The sequence below is a fragment of the Neptuniibacter sp. QD29_5 genome, from assembly GCF_047778125.1.
In the GTDB taxonomy this organism is placed as follows: domain Bacteria; phylum Pseudomonadota; class Gammaproteobacteria; order Pseudomonadales; family Balneatricaceae; genus Neptuniibacter.
The window spans coordinates 898,569-917,896 of record NZ_CP180556.1; the positions used below are offsets into that span (position 1 = coordinate 898,569).

18 protein-coding genes are annotated in these 19,328 nt (G+C 42.5%); 10 read left to right on the plus strand and 8 right to left on the minus strand.

Features of this window, described 5'->3' with window-relative positions:
- Nucleotides 1-6: 6 nt before the first annotated feature.
- A complete protein-coding gene (gene plsB, locus ACMXYR_RS04030; protein WP_415903009.1) occupies nt 7-2,316 on the minus strand; it encodes a glycerol-3-phosphate 1-O-acyltransferase PlsB in 2,310 nt (769 codons plus the stop codon).
- A 14-nt stretch (nt 2,317-2,330) separates the two neighbouring features.
- Nucleotides 2,331-2,543 carry a SlyX family protein gene (locus ACMXYR_RS04035; protein WP_415890531.1) on the minus strand — a complete coding sequence of 71 codons (213 nt, stop codon included), beginning with the start codon at nt 2,541-2,543 and terminating at the stop codon, nt 2,331-2,333.
- 219 nt (nt 2,544-2,762) lie between these two features.
- Between ACMXYR_RS04035 and ACMXYR_RS04040 the strand changes: the two genes are divergently transcribed.
- Entirely contained in the window at nt 2,763-3,194 is a 432-nt protein-coding gene (locus ACMXYR_RS04040; protein ID WP_415903010.1) for a cold-shock protein, read from the plus strand.
- Between the two features lie 58 nt (nt 3,195-3,252).
- On the opposite strand, the gene ACMXYR_RS04045 is transcribed toward ACMXYR_RS04040, so the two are convergent.
- Nucleotides 3,253-3,867, minus strand: a complete 615-nt coding sequence (locus tag ACMXYR_RS04045) for a DsbA family protein (protein WP_415903011.1) — start codon at nt 3,865-3,867, stop codon at nt 3,253-3,255.
- Between the two features lie 124 nt (nt 3,868-3,991).
- Between ACMXYR_RS04045 and ACMXYR_RS04050 the strand changes: the two genes are divergently transcribed.
- The 3 genes from ACMXYR_RS04050 to ACMXYR_RS04060 all read left to right on the plus strand — a co-directional run bounded on the left by ACMXYR_RS04050 (nt 3,992) and on the right by ACMXYR_RS04060 (nt 6,863).
- The gene (locus tag ACMXYR_RS04050) at nt 3,992-4,195 is read left to right on the plus strand and encodes a 2-hydroxymuconate tautomerase family protein (RefSeq protein ID WP_415903012.1); all 204 of its coding nucleotides are present in this window, start codon (nt 3,992-3,994) and stop codon (nt 4,193-4,195) included.
- A gap of 120 nt (nt 4,196-4,315) precedes the next feature.
- Nucleotides 4,316-4,909 carry a LemA family protein gene (locus ACMXYR_RS04055; RefSeq protein ID WP_415903013.1) on the plus strand — a complete coding sequence of 198 codons (594 nt, stop codon included), beginning with the start codon at nt 4,316-4,318 and terminating at the stop codon, nt 4,907-4,909.
- Nucleotides 4,910-4,931: 22 nt separating this feature from the next.
- The gene (locus tag ACMXYR_RS04060) at nt 4,932-6,863 is read left to right on the plus strand and encodes a M48 family metallopeptidase (protein WP_415903014.1); all 1,932 of its coding nucleotides are present in this window, start codon (nt 4,932-4,934) and stop codon (nt 6,861-6,863) included.
- A gap of 58 nt (nt 6,864-6,921) precedes the next feature.
- Here the strand turns inward: ACMXYR_RS04060 and ACMXYR_RS04065 are convergent, their stop codons facing one another.
- The 4 genes from ACMXYR_RS04065 to ACMXYR_RS04080 all read right to left on the minus strand — a co-directional run bounded on the left by ACMXYR_RS04065 (nt 6,922) and on the right by ACMXYR_RS04080 (nt 9,472).
- Nucleotides 6,922-7,431, minus strand: a complete 510-nt coding sequence (locus ACMXYR_RS04065; RefSeq protein ID WP_415903015.1) for a hypothetical protein — start codon at nt 7,429-7,431, stop codon at nt 6,922-6,924.
- A gap of 167 nt (nt 7,432-7,598) precedes the next feature.
- Complete coding sequence (gene folX, locus ACMXYR_RS04070; protein WP_415903016.1) at nt 7,599-7,964, minus strand: dihydroneopterin triphosphate 2'-epimerase; 366 nt, start codon at nt 7,962-7,964, stop codon at nt 7,599-7,601.
- A 33-nt stretch (nt 7,965-7,997) separates the two neighbouring features.
- Nucleotides 7,998-8,936 (minus strand): sensor histidine kinase, encoded by a 939-nt coding sequence (locus ACMXYR_RS04075; protein ID WP_415903017.1) that lies wholly within the window; start codon nt 8,934-8,936, stop codon nt 7,998-8,000.
- Nucleotides 8,933-9,472 carry a heme NO-binding domain-containing protein gene (locus ACMXYR_RS04080; protein ID WP_415903018.1) on the minus strand — a complete coding sequence of 180 codons (540 nt, stop codon included), beginning with the start codon at nt 9,470-9,472 and terminating at the stop codon, nt 8,933-8,935. The genes ACMXYR_RS04075 and ACMXYR_RS04080 overlap by 4 nt, the downstream gene beginning before the upstream one ends.
- 202 nt (nt 9,473-9,674) lie before the next feature.
- Between ACMXYR_RS04080 and ACMXYR_RS04085 the strand changes: the two genes are divergently transcribed.
- The 6 genes from ACMXYR_RS04085 to ACMXYR_RS04110 are packed head-to-tail and all read left to right on the plus strand — an operon-like array spanning nt 9,675 to nt 17,835.
- On the plus strand, nt 9,675-10,271 hold the full coding sequence (locus tag ACMXYR_RS04085; RefSeq protein ID WP_415903019.1) for a response regulator: 597 nt from the start codon (nt 9,675-9,677) through the stop codon (nt 10,269-10,271).
- Nucleotides 10,272-10,273: 2 nt separating this feature from the next.
- The gene (locus ACMXYR_RS04090) at nt 10,274-11,323 is read left to right on the plus strand and encodes an HDOD domain-containing protein (RefSeq protein WP_415903020.1); all 1,050 of its coding nucleotides are present in this window, start codon (nt 10,274-10,276) and stop codon (nt 11,321-11,323) included.
- Nucleotides 11,320-12,141, plus strand: coding sequence for a phosphate/phosphite/phosphonate ABC transporter substrate-binding protein (locus tag ACMXYR_RS04095; RefSeq protein WP_415897686.1), 822 nt, complete (start codon nt 11,320-11,322; stop codon nt 12,139-12,141). The genes ACMXYR_RS04090 and ACMXYR_RS04095 overlap by 4 nt, the downstream gene beginning before the upstream one ends.
- Nucleotides 12,142-12,156: 15 nt before the next feature.
- Nucleotides 12,157-13,821 carry a sensor histidine kinase gene (locus ACMXYR_RS04100; protein ID WP_415903021.1) on the plus strand — a complete coding sequence of 555 codons (1,665 nt, stop codon included), beginning with the start codon at nt 12,157-12,159 and terminating at the stop codon, nt 13,819-13,821.
- Nucleotides 13,822-13,830: 9 nt separating this feature from the next.
- Nucleotides 13,831-15,111 carry an HD domain-containing phosphohydrolase gene (locus ACMXYR_RS04105; protein WP_415883768.1) on the plus strand — a complete coding sequence of 427 codons (1,281 nt, stop codon included), beginning with the start codon at nt 13,831-13,833 and terminating at the stop codon, nt 15,109-15,111.
- A 21-nt stretch (nt 15,112-15,132) separates the two neighbouring features.
- Nucleotides 15,133-17,835, plus strand: coding sequence for a response regulator (locus ACMXYR_RS04110; RefSeq protein ID WP_415903022.1), 2,703 nt, complete (start codon nt 15,133-15,135; stop codon nt 17,833-17,835).
- On the opposite strand, the gene ACMXYR_RS04115 is transcribed toward ACMXYR_RS04110, so the two are convergent.
- A complete protein-coding gene (locus ACMXYR_RS04115; RefSeq protein WP_415903023.1) occupies nt 17,832-19,286 on the minus strand; it encodes a sigma-54-dependent transcriptional regulator in 1,455 nt (484 codons plus the stop codon). The two genes, ACMXYR_RS04110 and ACMXYR_RS04115, sit on opposite strands and share 4 nt — an antisense overlap.
- Between the last annotated feature and the right edge of the window lie 42 nt (nt 19,287-19,328).

Below are 19,328 nucleotides of genomic sequence, written 5' to 3' on the forward strand. Positions count from 1 at the left end.
CTTAGGTTAGCGCTCTCTAAGTTTATGATCGATCAGTGAGATCATATGTGGACGAAGAATTTTGTTCGCTTGTTTAAACAAACTTTCGCTATCAAAATTTGCTCTGACCCTAGCGTTATCTTCCCGAATAAAGTCCAAATTACGCAGCTGTTTGATAAAGGATTTTAAGACTTGCTCATCCTTATATTCAGGTGTGCTGTAGCCATATTCTAAGTGGATCTTCTCTGCAATCTGCTGACTGCTATGGATAAGGTCGTCGCGGCTAATCTCTTCATATCGCGTGAGTACTCGAAGCAAAATATAGTAACGCAGAAGAATCGGCTCAGCGTTGAGTATAAGCGTGTTAACCAGCGCGTTAGAGGTGGTTTTCCACACCTGCGGCTCGGACTCTTCAAGTAGGTTTTGTTCTAGTAGTCCCTCTCGAATCTGTTTCAATTGATCGGTGAGCTCTTCCATTTTGTAAGGCAAAAACAGTTCGGCCTGTAAAAATGGATAGAGCATACGAATAGTTCGATTGATATTTTGCGCGCGTGGTGACTCCAAGCGGTGAGCAAGTAGCAAGTACATGCTGGGCAGCACTAACATATGTTGAATGTTATTACGGTAAAAGCTCATCTCTTGTGCTTGAGCCTGATTGATCTCTACCAGATTTAGCTTGGTTTCTAGCTGCCTCATATTGTGGGCGCTTTGTATCCAATCAGAAGGTTTTCCGTCCGGCAGTAGAGCTGTGTTTGGATAGAGTTGTGTTAGAAGATTGAGCAAACGCGTGCTTTTATCACTAAGTTCTGCAACGGATTGCAGCTGACTACCGCTCAGTAAACAGGTAGCCAACAAGCTGCTTTTGGTAACACCAGCTGCTTGGTTGATATTGCACATCACTTGCTGAGAGATATTAGTGACATCTTCTTCTAGGGAAAGGCTAGAATCAGAGTGCTCTTCCAAAGGTATAGGTTTACCGAAACTGAGCAGTGTCTCACCAAACTTCTGTCTTAGGATTTTTAGCGATGAGAAAAATTCAGTAAATGACTCTCGCTTTTTCTTGGCCCCGGCTAACTCTTTTTGGTAGCTGCGGCTTTCGACTAGACGATCATAACCAATCCAGACTGGTATAAGAGCAACGGGCTTGGGACTACCTTCACGGAAAGAATCGATACTCATAGAGAGGAGGCCGGTTTTAGCTGGCAGTAATCGACCGGTGCGACTGCGTCCACCTTCAATAAAGTATTCTAAGGCGTGGCCTCTATGGCTCATCTGCTCTAAGTAGGTTTTATATAAGCAGGCGTAAAGCGGATCACCATGGAATTTACGACGCATAAAGATCGCGCCGCCGCGTTTTAAAATGGGGCCGACAATCGGGATGTTGAGGTTTTCACCTGCCGCCACATGGGGAATCATTAAACCATGGCGATATAGAGCCCAAGATAACAACAGATAGTCCATGTGACTGCGATGGCAGGGTAGATAGATAATCTGATGGGTTTTGGAAATCTCTTGAACTTCTGCCGTGTTATGAATTTTTACCCCGTTGTAGAGGCGTTTCCATACCCAGTTAAGAATGGGGTCTAAGAGTCTAATTGTTGTTGGGCTGTAGTTCGCCGCGATTTTATCAAGGGTTTTAAAACAGTGCCTTTCGATTCTATGACGACTGGTATTTCTCTCAGCTGCTTGCAGATCTATAGCCTTTTGTACATTGGGGTGCCTCAGAACTAAAGAGATCAATGTTCGGCGATGAGAAAGGTCTGGACCAATGATTGATGCTCGAAGAATACTGAAGTGCGTACGAAGGACCCTCGCTGTTTTTCGCGCGATGGACTCAACATTGTCTTCTTTAACTATCAACTGTTGCAGGTCTAGTGGTTTATCCACAGAAACTAGGGTTTGGCGGCCATTGATAAGGAGCTGCATAAAGCTGCCTAAAGGGCCTGCTTTATGCCATGTTTCAGTACAGAGCAGATTAAGCCAAGATTTTTCTCTGTTTGGTCGACGGCCATGAAAAATAGAGACAGGGATAATCTGAATATTTAGCTTAGGGTTACTCTGCTGTGTTGCAACAATTTCTGTTAAATCTTCTTTAAGCGGGCTTTTGCCTTCGGAATCAGCAAAAAGAAGTTGTTGCTGTATAAAAGAGATACCTTGTTTTTGCAGCACGTTTTTTAACAGAAGCTGGTGGCTTAAGCGGTCGCTTTCCAGAATGTAATAAGTATTACGAGTAGAGTTTGCCTGCAACAGCTCAGGGTTCACCACGCGAGGACGGGTAACGATACTGATGAATTGTCGACCTAAATAATGTAAACCACTTTGTAACAACGACAGCATATTTCCCTTTTGCCTCAATAATGTGGAGGGGGTGGCTCGTTTTCGCCAGCACCAGCAACTCCGTCCACCGTTAGGTTTTTCAACTGCTGGTTCATGATCTTGAGCATACGCTTTAACCGCTCTAGTTCAATCTCCTGAGATGCAACCATGTTGTTCAATTTATCCAGAGTATCTTCTTGAAATGCCACGCGGGTTTCTAACTCTGTAATGCGTTCTTGATCGTTCATTGAATGGACCCAAGCCATGCTTGTTAATGAGATTTAGCATAGTTTATCAGACTCAGATATTAAACGAATGTGGCTTATTTAGGGGATTAACAATATAAGCTGTTGAAAAAAATCACAAAATTCGATATACCTCTCTGTTTGGTAGGGATAATTATTATTCTGCCAGTACAAGTGCTATTCATGTGATAAATTACAATATAATACAATGAGGGTTAATCAGTGATTCGTAGTCTGATTGTGAGTGCTATCGCGGCCGTTTTAGTGCCAGTTCTTTTAGGTTCGGTAGCAGGTGTTGAGGTAGAGTTATCTAATATTGCTGCTGTGGCAGTTGTGTTTGTAGTGACTTTTGCTGCTTCTTTCTTTGCAGCGTCTGGTAACAATGCTGAAGCAGGTGCTTCTGTAGTCAATGGTGCAGAAGAAGAGTATATCGACGAAAACGATGACCGTGAGCAGGGCACCGTTAAGTGGTTTAACGTGTCTAAAGGTTTCGGCTTTATCACCCGTGGTGAAGACGATGACGTATTTGTTCACTTCCGTAATATTCGTGGTCGTGGTCACCGATCTTTGGCAGAAGGTCAAAAGGTACGCTTTCATGTACGTGAGAGTGATAAAGGTCTTCAGGCGGAAGATGTTTCTGTTGTAAGAGACTAAGCTCATTCCAACGGGGTTGCTGTTCTGGTAACCCCGTTGTATTTACCTTTCTTATTTTTTACCTTCCTAAAATCGCTTCAATTCTTCTCGTTACTTCCTCGATTCCACAATATCCATAACTAATGGCATGTGCTCCGGTTTCTGTTGCAACAAATAGCGAAGGAAACCCTTGGGCGCCCAAAGCGTGGCTCTGCTGAATTTGTTGTTCTAGTTCGGTTTGGATTTCTGGGCTAGTTATTAATGAGCTGAATCTGTCTTTATCAACTCCAATCTTTCCAGCAAGGTTAGTAAGTACTTCTATGCCTGAAGGGTTCAATGCCTTTTGGTAATATGCTTGTTGAATGGCTCCTATCATTTCAAAAGCACTATCAGGAGCTAGGTATTCGACGGCGATCACTGCGCGACAAGCTGGATAAGTACTACGTCTAGGCGTGTTTTTGCGCCAGAAATCGAAATTAAATTTGGTTCCAGTGTGTACTTCTATATGCTGCCAAATTGAGATCAGTTTTTGTTGCATCGCTTCAGGCATAGGCACATCAGAGTCAGGGGCTAGCCCCCCCATCAGTAATTGCCATTGTAGCTCTGGGTACTTGTCCTTTAAGTGGGAAATTACAGGTGAAAATGCCCAGCACCAGCTACACATTGGGTCCATTACATAAATAAAATTTGCCATCTTTGCTTCTGCCTAAGTGTTAAATGCTCTGATCTAAAATGGTGAACGGAACATTCTCTATAAACTATTAGTGTTAAATATATCAGAGAGATAATCTCCCAGTACTTAATTAAAGGAGCTTATTATGCCGTACGTTAATATCAAAATTACCGATGAGGGTGTTACTGCTGATCAGAAAAAGCAGCTTATTGAGGGAGCTACTCAACTCCTTGTGGATGTTTTGAATAAAAACCCAGCAACAACCGTTGTAGTGATTGACGAAGTGAATACTGATAACTGGGGAGTGGCCGGTGAAGTAATCACTGAAAGGAGAAACCAAGGGAAATAACAATTTATACTTTTTCTGCTGATCCTTCCTATGCAAAATGGTCAATAAACAGCGGGGTATGGCTACACTGCTGTTTGAATCTGTTTTATAGTCAAATCAAATAATCCAAGGAGTAGGGCAATGGAAATAGGTACAATTATCTTTCTGGTGATAATTGCGGCAGCAGTTTTTTATGTGATCAGCATCTACAATAGCTTAGTGAAGTTGAAAAACCGTTATGAAAACGGCTTTTCACAAATCGAGGTGCAACTAAAGCGCCGTTACGATCTTATTCCTAACTTAGTGGAAGTCGCTCAAGGCTATATGAAGCATGAGCGCGAAACGCTTGAAGCGGTCATTCAGGCGCGCAATGAAGCGTCCGCTTTGTTAAAAGGTGCAGCGTCTGTACATAGTGCAGACTCGTTACAACAGTTGTCAGGTGCTGAGAATCAGCTGCAGTCGGCTTTGGGTAAGTTGAACTTTGTCATGGAAGATTACCCAGACCTAAAAGCCAATGAAAATATGATGCAACTGTCGGAGGAACTATCATCCACCGAAAACCGTGTCGCTTTTGCTCGCCAAGCGTTTAATGATTCGGTGACTGAATACAACACTTACCGTCAATCTTTCCCACCCGTTTTCTTCGCAAATATGTTTGGTCACTCTCAAGATGCTACTTTGCTTGAGTTTGATGACAGCGAACAGATTCAAGCAGCTCCAAAAGTAAGTTTTTAACAACTTGCGAGGTTGCTGATTCATGAATTTTTTTGAGCAACAGGACAAAGCCAGACGTAATACCGGCTGGCTTGTCTTTCTTTTCTGCCTAGCTGTATTTAGCTTAATCCTCATTACCAATCTTTTGGTGGGTCTGGCTTTTCATTTTCTATCGAGTAATACAGCCAATCTAGTACCAGCGTACGATACATCCCTCTTTGGAAGCCTAGGTATATTTTCTTGGCGAAGCTTTGGGCTGATAAGTTTAGCTGTTGGCGGAGTGGTTGGGTGCGCTATTTTGTACAAATGGTGGCAACTATCCTCTGGTGGTAAAGCGGTGGCTGAGTCATTAGGTGGCGTACGCATACTACCAGATAGCGAAGAGCCGAATGAGCGTTTGGTACTTAATGTCGTCGAGGAGATGGCATTGGCTTCAGGGATGCCTGTCCCGCCGGTATACCTCATGGCGCATGAAATGGGTATAAATGCCTTTGCTGCAGGCAATACACCTGCTGATGCAGTTATTGGTGTCACCCAAGGTTCTATCGAGCACTTTAAAAGAGATGAGCTGCAGGGCGTTATTGCGCATGAATTCAGTCATATTCTGAATGGTGATATGCGCTTAAATCTGCGTTTGATCTCTCTGCTGCATGGCATTGTGTTTATTGGTCAAGTTGGCGAACTATTTGCACGTGGAGGTAGTGATCGTCGTTCTGATGGTCGTGTGGCACTTCTAGGTTTTGGTTTGATGATCGTTGGTTGGCTAGGGATCTTTTTTGGAAAGCTAATCAAATCTGCTGTCAGTCGACAGCGGGAATTTCTGGCAGATGCCAGTGCAGTGCAGTTTACCCGTAATCCTGATGGCATTTCGAATGCACTAAAACTGATTGGTGGATATTCGCCGGGTAGTGAGATCAACAACGCTCATCGTAGCGAAGTTAGTCATCTGTTTTTTGGTCAGGCGATCTCTAGCCTTTCCAGTCTATTTGCAACGCACCCACCGATTGTTGATCGTATTCTGCGTGTTGATCCACATTGGGATGGCAACTTTCTTTATCGTGGTAAGGAAACCCGAGAGCGAAAGCTTGCAGAAGAACAGCAGATAAACGATGAGAAACGTCAGAGGATGCAAGAGGCTACCGCGATAGGTACAGCGGTTTTGACGGGGTTTGGAGACAGTGCTCTAACAGATAATAGTTTGAGTGCCGCGCGAGAGAAAATAGATCAAATCCCTGAATGTTTGTGTGAACAGGCTAAAGAATCCTTAGGTGCAATGTCTATTTGTTGTTCTTTACTGCTTCATAGTGAAGGTGAGCTACGTCAGAAACAGCTGGAGATGATTAAGGCAACTGAGTTTCAGGGCTTAGAGCAGGAAGTACTTAAAACGACTCAGTCAGTAGATAATCTTCAAGAGCATTGTCGTTTACCTCTGATCGAGTTATTACTTCCCGCACTGAAGTGTATGTCAGCGGAACAGTATAAGCAGTTTAAACGCCTATTAATGCAGTTGATTAGAGCGGATAAGAAAACTGATCTATTTGAATGGTGTCTATTCCAGTTGGTTCAGCATTACCTTGCTGGAGAATATGAGCCAGAGCTTAAGAGCGCTCCGCGCTATAAAGCGCCAGGTCAGATCGGTGATCAATATGCGCAAATTTTATCTGTTGTGGCTCGTTTTGGTCATGAAGATGAAGAAACTGCGGAAAGGGCATTTAATCGAGGTGCAGGTGCGGTTTCTCTTTATAATATCCACCTTTTACCGGCTGACGATTGTGATGTTCAGGTGTTTATCAAAGCGGTAAATGTACTGGGGCTTGCGTACCCTTTGCTGCAGAGACGTTTACTAATTGGTCTGTGTCGATGCATTGAGCATGATGGCAAGCTTACAACGACTGAACGCGAGTTGATAACGACAATTGCGGCCATAATGGGATGCCCTCTGCCAAAACTAGAGCATCTATATGAGGGTGAATAATTAATTAAGCAAGCTCATACTGAGCTTGCTTATCTTTTTGAATGGAAGCGTTAACTTATTAACAGGCAAGCTGCTTGTTTGAGGTTAGCCTTTCCATCTCTTCTTTAAGATGTTCTGGCGAATAGTCTACAAATTTTCGACCGGCAACTAGGCGGCTAAGTGTACGCCCCTCTATATGCACATACACTCGATCATGAGAGCGATGAAATTCAATCACCTCGCCACTTCTATCTTTTTCAAAATGGCCATCGGTAAAAACCTTATCTAATTGGACAGTTAGATCTTCACTATTATTAGTTTGCTTGATGACAGTTGCTGGTAAGCAATGACCGCTTTCTAAAATGGTTACGCCGTCGCCGATGGCATAGGTACAAAATTTATCTTCGGCTTTACGTTGTAGTAATTCGTCGACGACATCAATAAGGATATTTTTCACTACCTCATGAGCTTCAAATGAACCTAAGAGTTTTTCACAAAAAGCACGGTGATCTGCTGCGGAATGCCAAGCAGCTGCATTGTTATCGTTAACTGCCTGACGAATAAGTTGATTAAACCGATTGATATCCATCTACTTCTCTCCCTGAGTTGTTTACTACCTTGTTAGGGTGGACTCTCAGAAGATTAGACGGGATTAACTAAAACTCAAGAAATGACCGATCCCAATTAATTGAGAATTTTTCAATACTAAGTAGTGGAAAAGACGGTTTTTTGTACATCCTAAGTATAGTTTTCTGATTATGTATCCTTTTTCCACTCTAATGAGAGTGATACTGAGTCAGCAAATCTGAGGGCGTGTGGTTTATCAATGGTTACTTTGGCATAAACCGTCCATGGGTGGGTTGTGCATATATCTAAGACATCAGAAACGAGTTTCTCGAGCAGTAAAAAGCGTCCATCTTCCACATGCTTAATTATTTCTTTTGTGATGGTTTTGTAATTAAGAGCTTGATCAACATCATCATCGGCAAAGGCTTTCTTCGCTGGATACTGAATTTCAATATTGATAACAACATCCTGCTGTTTTTCCATCTCTTCAGGGTTAAAACCAATGAAAGTACGTAAGCGAAGATTGGTGATGTTGATAATTGCGTTGCTGAGCATGGAAGTCCTTTTGGTCACAGATAGGGGGTGAGTTCAGTTTATAGGGAGTTTGATTGTGAAAGTAGTGCCTTCATCGATTTTGCTTTGTAATTGAATCTCACCGTTGTGTTTTTTTATGATGTTATGTGAAATGGCTAACCCCATACCTGTGCCTTGTCCTACAGGTTTAGTGGTAAAGAAAGGGGTGAATATATCTTTCTGAACTTCTTCGGATATACCACAACCATTGTCGCCAATTTCTATATATACGTATTGATCATCATTTTTGGATCTCACAGAAATACAGGGAGCCTGAGAATTTATAGTGGCATGTTTGGCATTCATAATGAGATTGAGAAATACCTGATTAAGTTCGTTTAGGTTGCACTCGATCTTTGGCAAGGGCTCAAGCGAAATGTCTAAGGTGATGGAGTTTTTTAATTCGCTTTTTAACAGTTTTAAAGTGCTGTTTATGCCTTCTACTAGATTGTAACGACCGTGGTCATTGGCTTGTGTGCGCGAGAAGCTTCGTAAGTTTTGGATAATATCTCTAACGCGTATCAAGCCTTCTTGTGTATCTTCCATGAGTTGCGGAATATCTTCAGAAATAAAATCGATATCTTCTGATATAAGAAGCTCTTCTAAAGGCTCTTTTTGATCAGCAGGAAGTGAAGGCAGTAAGCGTTTTATTTCATTAAGAATAAGATTGTAGGCATCAAAGTACTGCTTCAGAGATTCAACATTACTTTTGATAAAGGCTATAGGGTTGTTTATTTCGTGCGCTATGCCCGCAGATAACGTACCTAATGTGGCTAGCTTCTCGTTTTGCAGCATCATGGTTTGCTGCTTTTGGAGTTGTTCGTAGCTTTGTTCTAAGTTCTGATTTTTTTGGTAAAGCTCGCGAGACTTTTCTTCAAGTAAGTGTTCAGCTTCAAGTCGAGCTTTGCGTTCCCGTTCGTATGCTTGTTTATAAGGGTTAGAGGTATCGGTCATTTGTGAAACTCAACGATTATGTCGCAATGGGGATCGCCTTTATGGCAGCAAACATCGTGTGTTATAGAGATCGGTGTCTCATATTTTGTAGCTGCACCTCTAATTAATCCCTCAGCTAATATGCATAATTTCCTTGGAGAGCTATAGCGCATAAGCAGCGCACCATTTTCCAATTTCTCATATTCAAAACGGGGTAAGGAAGGGTTTTCAAATAGTTTTTTAACTTCTAAGTGGATAACGCTATCTACGCTTTCAAGGAAACTACAGAGGTCAGGTTGTTGCTCAATAAAAACCGGATAGCGGCGGGCTAAGCTATCAAATAGAAATTCACCAAATGCGCCGACTAATGTACCGACTTCTATACCTGTTTGTTCAGAAATTTCAGCAACCAGAGCAAAGAGCTCATCATCTGGATAGGTCTGCCCAGAGGTATATACCCCATCAAGGGATAATTTATCTAGAATATTATTCCACTGTTCTAGGCCGCATTGATCGATCACCATCTCTTCGAGAATATTGAAAACAACCCCTTTCATTACAAGCCACCTTCATTTCGCAGAAAAAAGTTATGATCTTCAATATAGACTATTTTATGGTATCTGGCATAAATGTCCTCTTCTCTATTAGTTAACGCTTTGATTTTGCAATTTAGACGTACTTTTTTATATGACTTTTGTGACAAATGAGAAATCCATGACTACTTTTAATTAAGAGAAAAGTCGTTAGGAAGGTTGAGTTATGAAAACTTATACATCAGGTGATGTCGCACAAATCTGCGGTGTAAGTTTGCGCACGGTGATCCGTTGGATAGAAAAAGGTGAATTGAAAGGGTTTAAGTTGCCAGGTCGAGGCAATAACCGTGTATCGGAAGATAATTTAATAAACTTCCTTAAAGCTCACGATATTCCGTTACCAGAGGAACTGGCTGCGCCTGGTGATAATTTAATTCTGATTGTTGATGATGAGCCGGCGGCAGCTAGAGCGATACAGCGGGTTTTAAGAGGGGCTGGATATGAGACACAAATCGCAGTCAATGGCTTTGAAGCAGGGTCATTATTAACGCAGTTAAAACCAGCCATTATGACCCTTGATCTTAATATGCCGGGGTTAAATGGTGAGGATGTTATTAGTTACGTTAGACATTCAGACCATCTCATATCTACACGTATTTTAGTCATCTCAGGAACATCTGAAGCTGAATTAGAACGGGCTGTGAAGCATGGAGCGGATTGCTATCTGTCGAAGCCTTATGCCAATTCTGATCTGCTGAAACAGATTGAGCTACTCATGGATAGCTCTGATAGCCAGATAATCGAAACTTCGAGAGCAATCTGATTATGAAACAGGGAACCGTTGTATTTATTGATGATGAAGCAAGTACTCTAAGGGCGTTAAGGAGAAGCTTGCGAGGGTATACGAGTGAATGGAGCTTTGTTTTTGAATCATCTCCAATAAGAGCACTTCAGATAATTAAAGAACAAAGGCCCTCCATTGTTGTTTGCGATAAACGCATGCCCGAAATGGATGGCGAAAAATTGCTAAGGGCTGTTCAAGAAAGTGTGCCCGAAGCGATGCGAATTTTAATCAGTGGTGATACCAGTGATAACACAGTGTTGGCGTCGGCGGATGTCGCCCATCTCCTTTTACCTAAACCTTTTGACGCTGAAGAGTTAGTTGAGGTTCTTGAGAGAGCCAAGGCGTTAAAACAGGTTCCTATATCTGATGCGCAACGTAAGTTGATCGGGTCATTACAGCACCTACCTGCACTTCCTTTAGTTTATGCCGAACTTAAAAAGTATTTAGGTTGCTCAGATGAAGCTGAAATCAATAAATTAGTAGAAATTATAGAATGTGATCTAGCGATATCTGCCAAAGTTATCCAAGTGGCTAATTCTAGTTTCTTTGGTTTTCAAACGAAGACCGAAAGCTTACAGCAGGCACTCATGCGTCTTGGCGTTGGGCTCGTAGAGAACTTGGTTTTATTTTTTGGAATATGTAAACAAGAGCCTAAAAACTTTGATGTTAATCGAGCACAAACCGTTGTGAACATATTGCAGGATTTTAATGTTTCGACAGTTAGTGATTGCACCCAAGATCAGGTTTATTTGGCAGGTCTATTTCATGATATTGGATCTTTAGTTGATATAGGCGATGCCTCCCACGGTGATGCGATTGGCGCTTATTTACTTAAATTATGGGGTTTTGCTCCCGAAGTGGTGAATGCCGTCTTATACCAGTCCAATCCATTAAAGCAGATGCCTGTATCAAAATTGACTTGCCAGCTTTTTGTAGCCAAGCAGTTGGCAGCTGGCGATATATCTTTAGACGAACTTTCAGAAGAAATTCTGGATTGCGCGGAAATTACAGTTAAGGAGAGTACCGAATGAAAACCTTACACTCTTTGGTTTTAGCGATTTTAATCGTTTTTATGCCAGTTAAGTCCTTCGCTGAAACATTAACCCTGGGGATCGTTCCTCAACAATCGGCGAAAAAACTAGCGAAATTATGGACGCCGATCAGTGCTTATCTAAGCGAAAAATCAGGTGTGAAAATTATGTTCGCTACTGCTCAAGATATCCCAACCTTCGAAAAAAGGGTGTTGGCTGGTGAGTACGATATTGCTTATATGAACCCTTATCACTATACGGTCTTTAGTCAAAAACCAGGGTATCAAGCGATTCTAAAACAGAAAGATAAGCGTATTAAAGGGATTGTTGTTGTCCAAAAAGATAATCCAATAAATAGTTTGTCAGAACTCGATTCAAGCACGCTTTCGTTTCCTTCTCCTGCTGCATTTGCTGCTAGTGTATTGCCCCGCGCAAAAATGAATAAAGAGGGTATTAGCTTCCAGCCTAAATATGTTTCCTCACATGATTCAGTTTACCTGACGGTATCAAGAGGGTTGTTTCCTGCTGGGGGAGGGGTCATGAGGACCTTTAATAATACCGACCCTAAAGTTAGAGAAAATCTACGTGTTTTATGGACAACGCCAGGTTACACCCCTCATGCCATTGCTGTTCACCCGCGCGTTGGAAATGAAAAACTGAAGAAAATACAGCAAGCATTTTTAAGCATGAATGAGGACCCTGAAGGTCAAGCTCTTTTGAAAACCATCAATTTCAAAGGTATGGAAATCGCAGCCAATGAAGATTGGGATGATGTCAGGGAATTAGATATTAAGTTGCTTGAGCATCTATTGAAGTAGTAGTTGGAATTAGCCGTGTCTCTTCGACTCAAAACGATACTGGGTATCGCCACCATAGAAGCATTATTGCTGTTGCTGCTGATTAGCATGACCTTAGATTATCTTCGTACCACAAACTATGAAGGTTTAAGTAAGCGTGCTCATACAACAGCGACTTTGTTTGCGACGACGACTAAAGACGCAGTGCTAAGTTACGACTTAGCCTCGTTGGAAGCCTTTGTTTCTGAGGTAATGATTAACCCTGATCTCGTTTACGCAAGAGTTCTCGGGCCAGAAAATATAGTGTTTGCTGAAAAAGGCAGTGCAGATGTGTTGTCGAAGCCCTTTTCCTCGGATCAATCCGTTTCGACTGTTAAAGACGGTATTTTTGATACTTACGCCGAGATCTCTGAAGGGGGGCAAGTTTACGGCCGAGTGGAGTTAGGGCTAGATATCAACAGTCTAAATAAAACGATTGAAGAGGCCGAGCAGCGCAGTGCTTTGATTGCTGCTATCGAAATGGGACTGGTGGCTCTGTTTTCTTTGATATTAGGAACTTATCTGACGCGCCAGCTTAAGGTGCTGACCCAAGCTGCTGAGCTTATTTCAGTTGGTGATTTCGAAGTTAAGGTACCGGTTAAAGGCCGAGATGAAGTGGCTGATGTAGCCATCGCTTTTAATGCGATGGCGAGTAATCTGCATGAAGCGAGTGCACGTAGAGATGAGTTTGAAGTACAACTGACAGAACTCAATCGCTCCCTTGAGGAAAGGGTTAAGGCGCGTACTAAGGAGTTAGTGGTTAAGAACGAACAGTTGGAACAGGCCAATAAAGAGATAAAAGAAGCGCAAGCTAAATTGCTACAGTCAGAGAAAATGGCCTCTATTGGCGTGCTGGCGGCAGGCGTTGCTCACGAGATAAACAACCCCATGGGGTTTGTTATTAGTAATATTGGCACTTTAGAGCTCTACGCAAATAACTATCGTCAATTACTTGCTGCACATCAAGAGATCATAGAGACCCCCGAGGGTGAAAAGCGAGATAGTCTTATTGCTCAACTTAAGGAATTTCAGGAAGAGCTTGATTTTGAATTTATGAATGAAGATCTGGATGAACTGCTCAAAGATACCAAAGAAGGGTCCGCCCGGGTTAAAGATATTGTCCAGGGGTTAAAAGTATTTTCCCATGTTGATCCAGTTGAAAAGTACGAACTTTGTAATCTGAATGACTGTATTGAAGCAACCTTAAAGGTTGTGAATAATGAATTGAAATACCACTGCAAACTAGCAACTGATTTAGCTGATATTCCGTTAACGTATTGTTTACCAGGTAAAATTAAGCAAGTACTGTTGAATTTATTGGTCAATGCAGGACAGGCAATTACAGATACCGGTACGATTGCTGTGAGCTCCAAGGTTAATCAAGATCGAATTGAGATCAAAGTTAAAGACTCGGGGCATGGAATCGCGAAGGAACAGATAGATAAATTGTTTGACCCTTTCTTTACTACCAAGAAGGTGGGTGAAGGAACTGGACTTGGCTTATCGATCTCTTATGGAATTATTGTTGAAGAACATAACGGTGATATTTTGGTGGACAGCGAGCCAGGTAAAGGGACCTGTTTTACCTTGGCACTACCCATACTAACTAAGGCACCTTCCCTGCCGAAGCATACTGAATCGCACGACCTAGTAAAGGAGTAAAAATAGGTTATGAGCTATCCGAATAATACAATTTTACTAGTTGATGATGAGCAGGCCGTTCTTAATTCCCTTAAACGCTTATTAAGACCTTTAAAGTGCAAAGTCCTTACTACCGTTTCTCCAAATGAAGCATTGGAAATATTGCGTGAAAATACGGTCGATATCTTAGTCAGTGATATGCGTATGCCCGAAATGGGCGGTGAAGAGTTTCTCGAGAAAGCGGCAAAAGAATTTCCTGATATAGAGCGGATTGTTATTTCCGGTTATGCCGAAGCACAAGCCGCTATTGACGCTATTAATCGTGGTAAAGTGAGTCGGTTTTTGCTGAAGCCTTGGGAAGACAGCGATGTCATAAAAATGGTGGAAAAGGGTTTTCGATTAGCGAGTTTGCAGCAAGAAAATGAACGACTTCAGCAGGAAACCCAAGAAAAGAATGAACAGTTAGAAGCACTTAACCGATCCTTAGACAGCAAAGTCCAAGAGCGTACTCGTCAACTTAAAATGGCAAATGACCGAATTAAAGATAGCTATCGTTCGGTTGTTCGTATGTTCTCTACCCAAACGGCTCGCCGATTAGGTATTAAAGCCACAAAAGAAAACCGTAAGCTTAATCAGGTACTGGTGGCTGTTGCGAAAAAATTTGGTTTAGAGGGGCAAGAACTCAAGCAGCTTTATTATGCTTGGCAATTACGTCAGATCGGTAAACTGAGTTTTTCTGATGAGCTTTTAAAAAATCCTTACCTAACGATGGAAACAGAGCAACAGCGAACTTTTCAACAATACCCTCTATTAGCGCAAGCGGCGTTGTTGTTAGTGAAGCCTCTATACCCTGCAGGACAGATCATTCTTCAGCATAAAGAGTATCTTGATGGTAGTGGTTACCCTAAAGGTTTAAAAGGCGATCAAATTTCGATCCGTGCGCAAATTCTTTGTGTAGTGAACGATTATGTTGAGATGGTTTCTGGCTTATATGATGAGCGTCAGTACAGTACATCGGAAGCGATTCGTTATATGCAGACCACAGCCGTTGAACGTTATAACCAAGATGTGGTTGAGGTTCTGTCAGAGGTCATAGAGGGGTTGTCTAAAACTGGTGATGTTCTAAATGATAAACAGGTATCCAGTGAACAATTACGAGAGGGCATGAAGCTAAGCCGTGATCTGATTAGTCAGGAAGGGATTTTACTACTCAGCGCAGATCAGGATCTCGATGAAGTCGCCATCGAACGAATTCGAGAAATGGAATTTAACTTAGAAGAAGCGTTAGAAATATACGTTTCTCAAAAGTAATGGCCAAGTAAAGGGTGATGTATGGATGTTCAGGTACTGTTGGTAGATGATGAACCCCATATCTTGGCTTCTTTACAGCGTTTGATGCGCCGAGCAGATATCACTTTCGCAACGGCTTCATCTGGGGAGGGCGCTCTACAATGGCTTAGTGAAAACAGAGCAGAGGTTATTTTATCTGATTATCGAATGCCGGGATTATCAGGTACTGAGATGCTAACTAAGGTGGAAGCTAAATGGCCTGACACTAAGCGGATTATACTGAGTGGGCATTCTGATTTTGATACGGTTCTTAAAGCTGTTCATAGTGGTGTTGTTCATAAATTCTTAGCGAAGCCTTGGAGTAACCAAGAGCTTGTAGAGCACCTACATATATCGCTTTCGCAAACAAATTTGAAAGCTGAGTCACCTTCAGTCCAACATAATGTCTTGGCAACTGCGACTGACCTATCTCCCAAAGCTACTGCTACCCAGCTACAGGTTATTTTAGACACGGTTATCGATGGTATTGTTACCATTGATGATCTGGGAAAAATTGCATCAGCAAATAAAGCTATTGAAAGGATTTTTGGTTATTCCAAAAATGATCTGAGATGTAGGGATTTCTCTCTTTTATTGCCTGAGCCTTATCGAAGTCAATATGACTATTACTTAGTTAACAATACAGGGGATGGTTTAAAAGAGCTTTTAGGGAATCAGAGAAGACTTGTTGGTGTACGAAAAAATGGTGAGGTGTTCCCGATAGAATTGAGTGTCACGGAAATGGAGATTGAAGGGCATTCAAAATTTTTGGGAATGATCAGAGATATTAGCCGTCGAGTTAGTGCAGAAAGTGAGAATGAACTGCTCATCGGGGCGTTAGAAATGGCGCAAGATGGTTTTGCGCTGTTTGGAGCTGGAGACAAGTTACTTAGATTTAATCGTCAATTTAGAAATCTATACAGCGAATATGGTGTCGATCTTTCCGGCAGTGTCACCTATGAGTCATTTTTTCGAAACTGTGTAGAAAAAGGGCTGTTTTGCGAAGCTCAGAACAACCCTGAACAGTGGATAGAACAACAGCTAGCGTTACACGCATCACTTCCGATCATTAAGCAATACGAGCTTCAGCCAAATGTATGGATTGAGATCCATGAGACGCAAGCGGATAACGGTGCAATTATCGTTTCCCATCTAAATATCAGCGAGTTAAAGCAAACCCAATTTTCTCTTGAAAAAGCGGTATCCGAAGCGAACCGTGCAAATAGCGCTAGAGGACGTTTCTTGGCAATGATGAGTCATGAGATTCGCACGCCTTTAAACGGTGTTTTAGGGCTACTTCAACTACTACAAGATACGCAACTTGATGGCTCCCAATCTAAGTTTGTAGAAAGCGCTTTAGCGTCGGGGCAAGGCTTACTCACTATTATCTCGGATATTCTCGATTTCTCGAAAATAGAAGCAGATAAACTAGAAATAGTTCCAGCGCCTTGTAACTTGCGCTTGCTACTAAGTCAGCTTGAGCAGTTACTGATGCCGCGGGTGGAAGAGAAATCTATTGTACTCAATTTTCAGATTGATCCGTCAGTACCTGATTGGATTGAAATAGATGAACAACGATTGCGCCAGATACTGTTAAACCTGCTCAGCAATGCGATTAAATTTACGGATTATGGTGAGGTCAGCCTCCAAGTAAATTTACAATCTGACTACCGTTTGGGCTTTAAAGTGGTTGATACCGGCATAGGTATTCCTTGGGATGAACAAGGACAGATTTTTTCTGAATTCACCACCATCAGCAATACGCAAAATCGTCCATATGAGGGTACAGGTTTAGGCCTTTCAATTAGCCAAAAGCTGGTGAATTTACTGGGTGGCGAACTGCAATTTAGCAGTGAACCGAGTAAAGGTAGCACATTTAGCTTCTCTCTAGCTGTTGTTGAATCAGCAGTTCCAGCTAACAGCGCAGCAGTCACCGGTGATGTTAGATTTAATGCTTCTGTTTTAGTGGTCGATGATAGTGCGACTAATCGGATTGTTGTTGAACACATGTTGGTAGCCTTAGGACTTAAAACGGTTTGTGTATCCAGTGGTGCTGAGGCGATTGAAGCCTACCAGCCCGGTCGGTTCCAATTGATCTTAATGGATATATCCATGCCCGATATGGATGGCTATGAGACAACAAAAAAAATGCGTTTGCGAGATGATTGGGACTGTACACCGATCATCGCTTTTACTGCGTACGTCATGCCTGAAGACAGAGAAAAGATAAATCAATATCAGATGTCAGGTTATCTGGAAAAGCCATTAGATAAAAAAGTGCTGGTTCAGGTCATTTCACCTTTATTGGCTAGTTACAAAGTTGATTCAAGTAAACAGAGTATCGACTCAGTGGTTACAGATGATGGCACAGAGCTGCTTGAACCTGACTATGTGAATCAGTTAGCACGTGATACCTCTGAAGAAGTTCTACCCCAACTGGTCAATGTGTTCAAAGAGGATGTTGATAAAAGGCTAGAAGAGCTGTCCAACCCAGATATCGATGATGCATTACTCGAACGCAACCTCCATACGATCGGTAGTAGCTCAGCACTGTACGGCTTGATGACCCTATCTAAGCAAGCCAGAAGTCTTGAGAAGGTGTGTCGAGAGGGTGGATGCGCAAGAGCATCGTTGCTCGATTTTTTAGCTCTCGCTCAGCAAAGCTTAGATTGTTTAGATCAGTTTATGTTGGAAAGAAAAGCTTAAGCGTTTTCTTTCCAACTATTACGTTTCCGATAGATGGTAGCAGCGCTGATTTTCAGATAATGGGCTGCCGTTGGAATATTACCCCCACAAAGATCAATTGCTCGTTCAATCGCTTCTCGTTCGACATCGGCCATCGGTCTGATTAACTCTGAAAGCTGATCCTGAACTGGGCTTGATATATCTGAAGCTACAAATGCGGATGCCGCAGCCATAGGTTCTGGGGTAGCAGCAGCCATGCTATGTACTGCTGCCGATTGCACTGGCTTGATACAGCTATCCAATGGAGCAGGTAACATAGCTTGAGTAACTTCATCACCGTTGTGTAGTACCACAATATTTCGGACAACGTTTTGCAACTGACGCACATTACCCGGCCAATCGTAGTTGCTTAAAATAAGCTCGGTCTCAGGTTCAAAGCGCTTAAAGCCTTTACCTTCCTCTTCGGCATACTGAGTTAAGAAACTTTGTGCTATCTCAATAACGTCATTCTCTCGTTCTCGTAGAGGCGGAAGGTGAATCGGCAGAACGTGTAAACGGTAATACAGATCTTCGCGGAAGTTACCTGCTTGAACCTCAGCAAGAGGGTCTTTGTTACTTGCGCAGACAATGCGAACATCAACCTTTTCGGTTTTATCACTGCCGACTTTTTGTAGGGTGCCTGTCTGTAAAAAACGCAGTAGCTTGGATTGAAGAGCAAGCTCCATTTCGCAGATTTCATCAAGGAACAGAGTACCGCCATTTGCGGCGCTGGCAGCACCATCTCGATCACTAACGGCTCCTGTAAATGCGCCTTTTTTATGACCGAAGATTTCGCTTTCAATAAGGTCTTTTGGGATAGCGCCACAGTTTAGAGCAATAAAAGGGGATTTTTGGCGTTCACTCCGCTGGTGGATTGCTTCTGCGCAGACCTCCTTACCTGTACCACTTTCGCCAGTGATAAAAATGGTAGCTTTTGAGCTCGCCGCGCTATCGATGACTTGATAGACCCGCTGCATCGACAGAGAAGAACCAATAAAGCCACAGAAGTTGTGACGATCGATCTCTTCTCTATAGGTTTCGACAATACGTTTGAGTTTTTGGCTTTCGAAGGTGTTGTTTAGTGTGGTGACTAAACGGTCTTTGCTGAACGGCTTGACCAGATAATCCCGCGCACCCAGTCGCATCGCTTCGATAGCGGTATTCATCGAGCAATCGCCTGTGGTGACAATGACTTCGGTGGTAATCTCTTCTTGATTTATTTTTTCGAGAATTTCTATCCCGTTCATATCGGGTAAACTGAGATCGAGGAGAATACCGTCGAAGCTCTCATTATCTAAGGCTGCTAATGCTCCTGCACCTGTTTCTTCATGGTGAATCTGGTATGGCAAACCAGTGAGGTAGCTGCGGTAAACCGCCGCCATGGAAACATCATCTTCAACGAGCAGAATACGATTAACTTCAGGTACGGGCATAGGACGTCCTCTCCAACCAAAAACCTACCTTTAGCCTATGCT

Coding starts and splice junctions, on each gene's coding strand:
- ACMXYR_RS04060 (WP_415903014.1), top strand. CDS start 4,932: ATGAATTTTTTTGAGCAACAGGACAAAGCCAGACGTAATACCGGCTGG.
- ACMXYR_RS04050 (WP_415903012.1), top strand. CDS start 3,992: ATGCCGTACGTTAATATCAAAATTACCGATGAGGGTGTTACTGCTGAT.
- folX (WP_415903016.1), bottom strand. CDS start 7,964: ATGCTCAGCAACGCAATTATCAACATCACCAATCTTCGCTTACGTACT.
- ACMXYR_RS04035 (WP_415890531.1), bottom strand. CDS start 2,543: ATGAACGATCAAGAACGCATTACAGAGTTAGAAACCCGCGTGGCATTT.
- ACMXYR_RS04075 (WP_415903017.1), bottom strand. CDS start 8,936: ATGACCGATACCTCTAACCCTTATAAACAAGCATACGAACGGGAACGC.
- ACMXYR_RS04115 (WP_415903023.1), bottom strand. CDS start 19,286: ATGCCCGTACCTGAAGTTAATCGTATTCTGCTCGTTGAAGATGATGTT.
- ACMXYR_RS04095 (WP_415897686.1), top strand. CDS start 11,320: ATGAAAACCTTACACTCTTTGGTTTTAGCGATTTTAATCGTTTTTATG.
- ACMXYR_RS04105 (WP_415883768.1), top strand. CDS start 13,831: ATGAGCTATCCGAATAATACAATTTTACTAGTTGATGATGAGCAGGCC.
- ACMXYR_RS04055 (WP_415903013.1), top strand. CDS start 4,316: ATGGAAATAGGTACAATTATCTTTCTGGTGATAATTGCGGCAGCAGTT.
- ACMXYR_RS04065 (WP_415903015.1), bottom strand. CDS start 7,431: ATGGATATCAATCGGTTTAATCAACTTATTCGTCAGGCAGTTAACGAT.
- ACMXYR_RS04080 (WP_415903018.1), bottom strand. CDS start 9,472: ATGAAAGGGGTTGTTTTCAATATTCTCGAAGAGATGGTGATCGATCAA.
- ACMXYR_RS04090 (WP_415903020.1), top strand. CDS start 10,274: ATGAAACAGGGAACCGTTGTATTTATTGATGATGAAGCAAGTACTCTA.
- ACMXYR_RS04085 (WP_415903019.1), top strand. CDS start 9,675: ATGAAAACTTATACATCAGGTGATGTCGCACAAATCTGCGGTGTAAGT.
- ACMXYR_RS04045 (WP_415903011.1), bottom strand. CDS start 3,867: ATGGCAAATTTTATTTATGTAATGGACCCAATGTGTAGCTGGTGCTGG.
- plsB (WP_415903009.1), bottom strand. CDS start 2,316: ATGCTGTCGTTGTTACAAAGTGGTTTACATTATTTAGGTCGACAATTC.
- ACMXYR_RS04110 (WP_415903022.1), top strand. CDS start 15,133: ATGGATGTTCAGGTACTGTTGGTAGATGATGAACCCCATATCTTGGCT.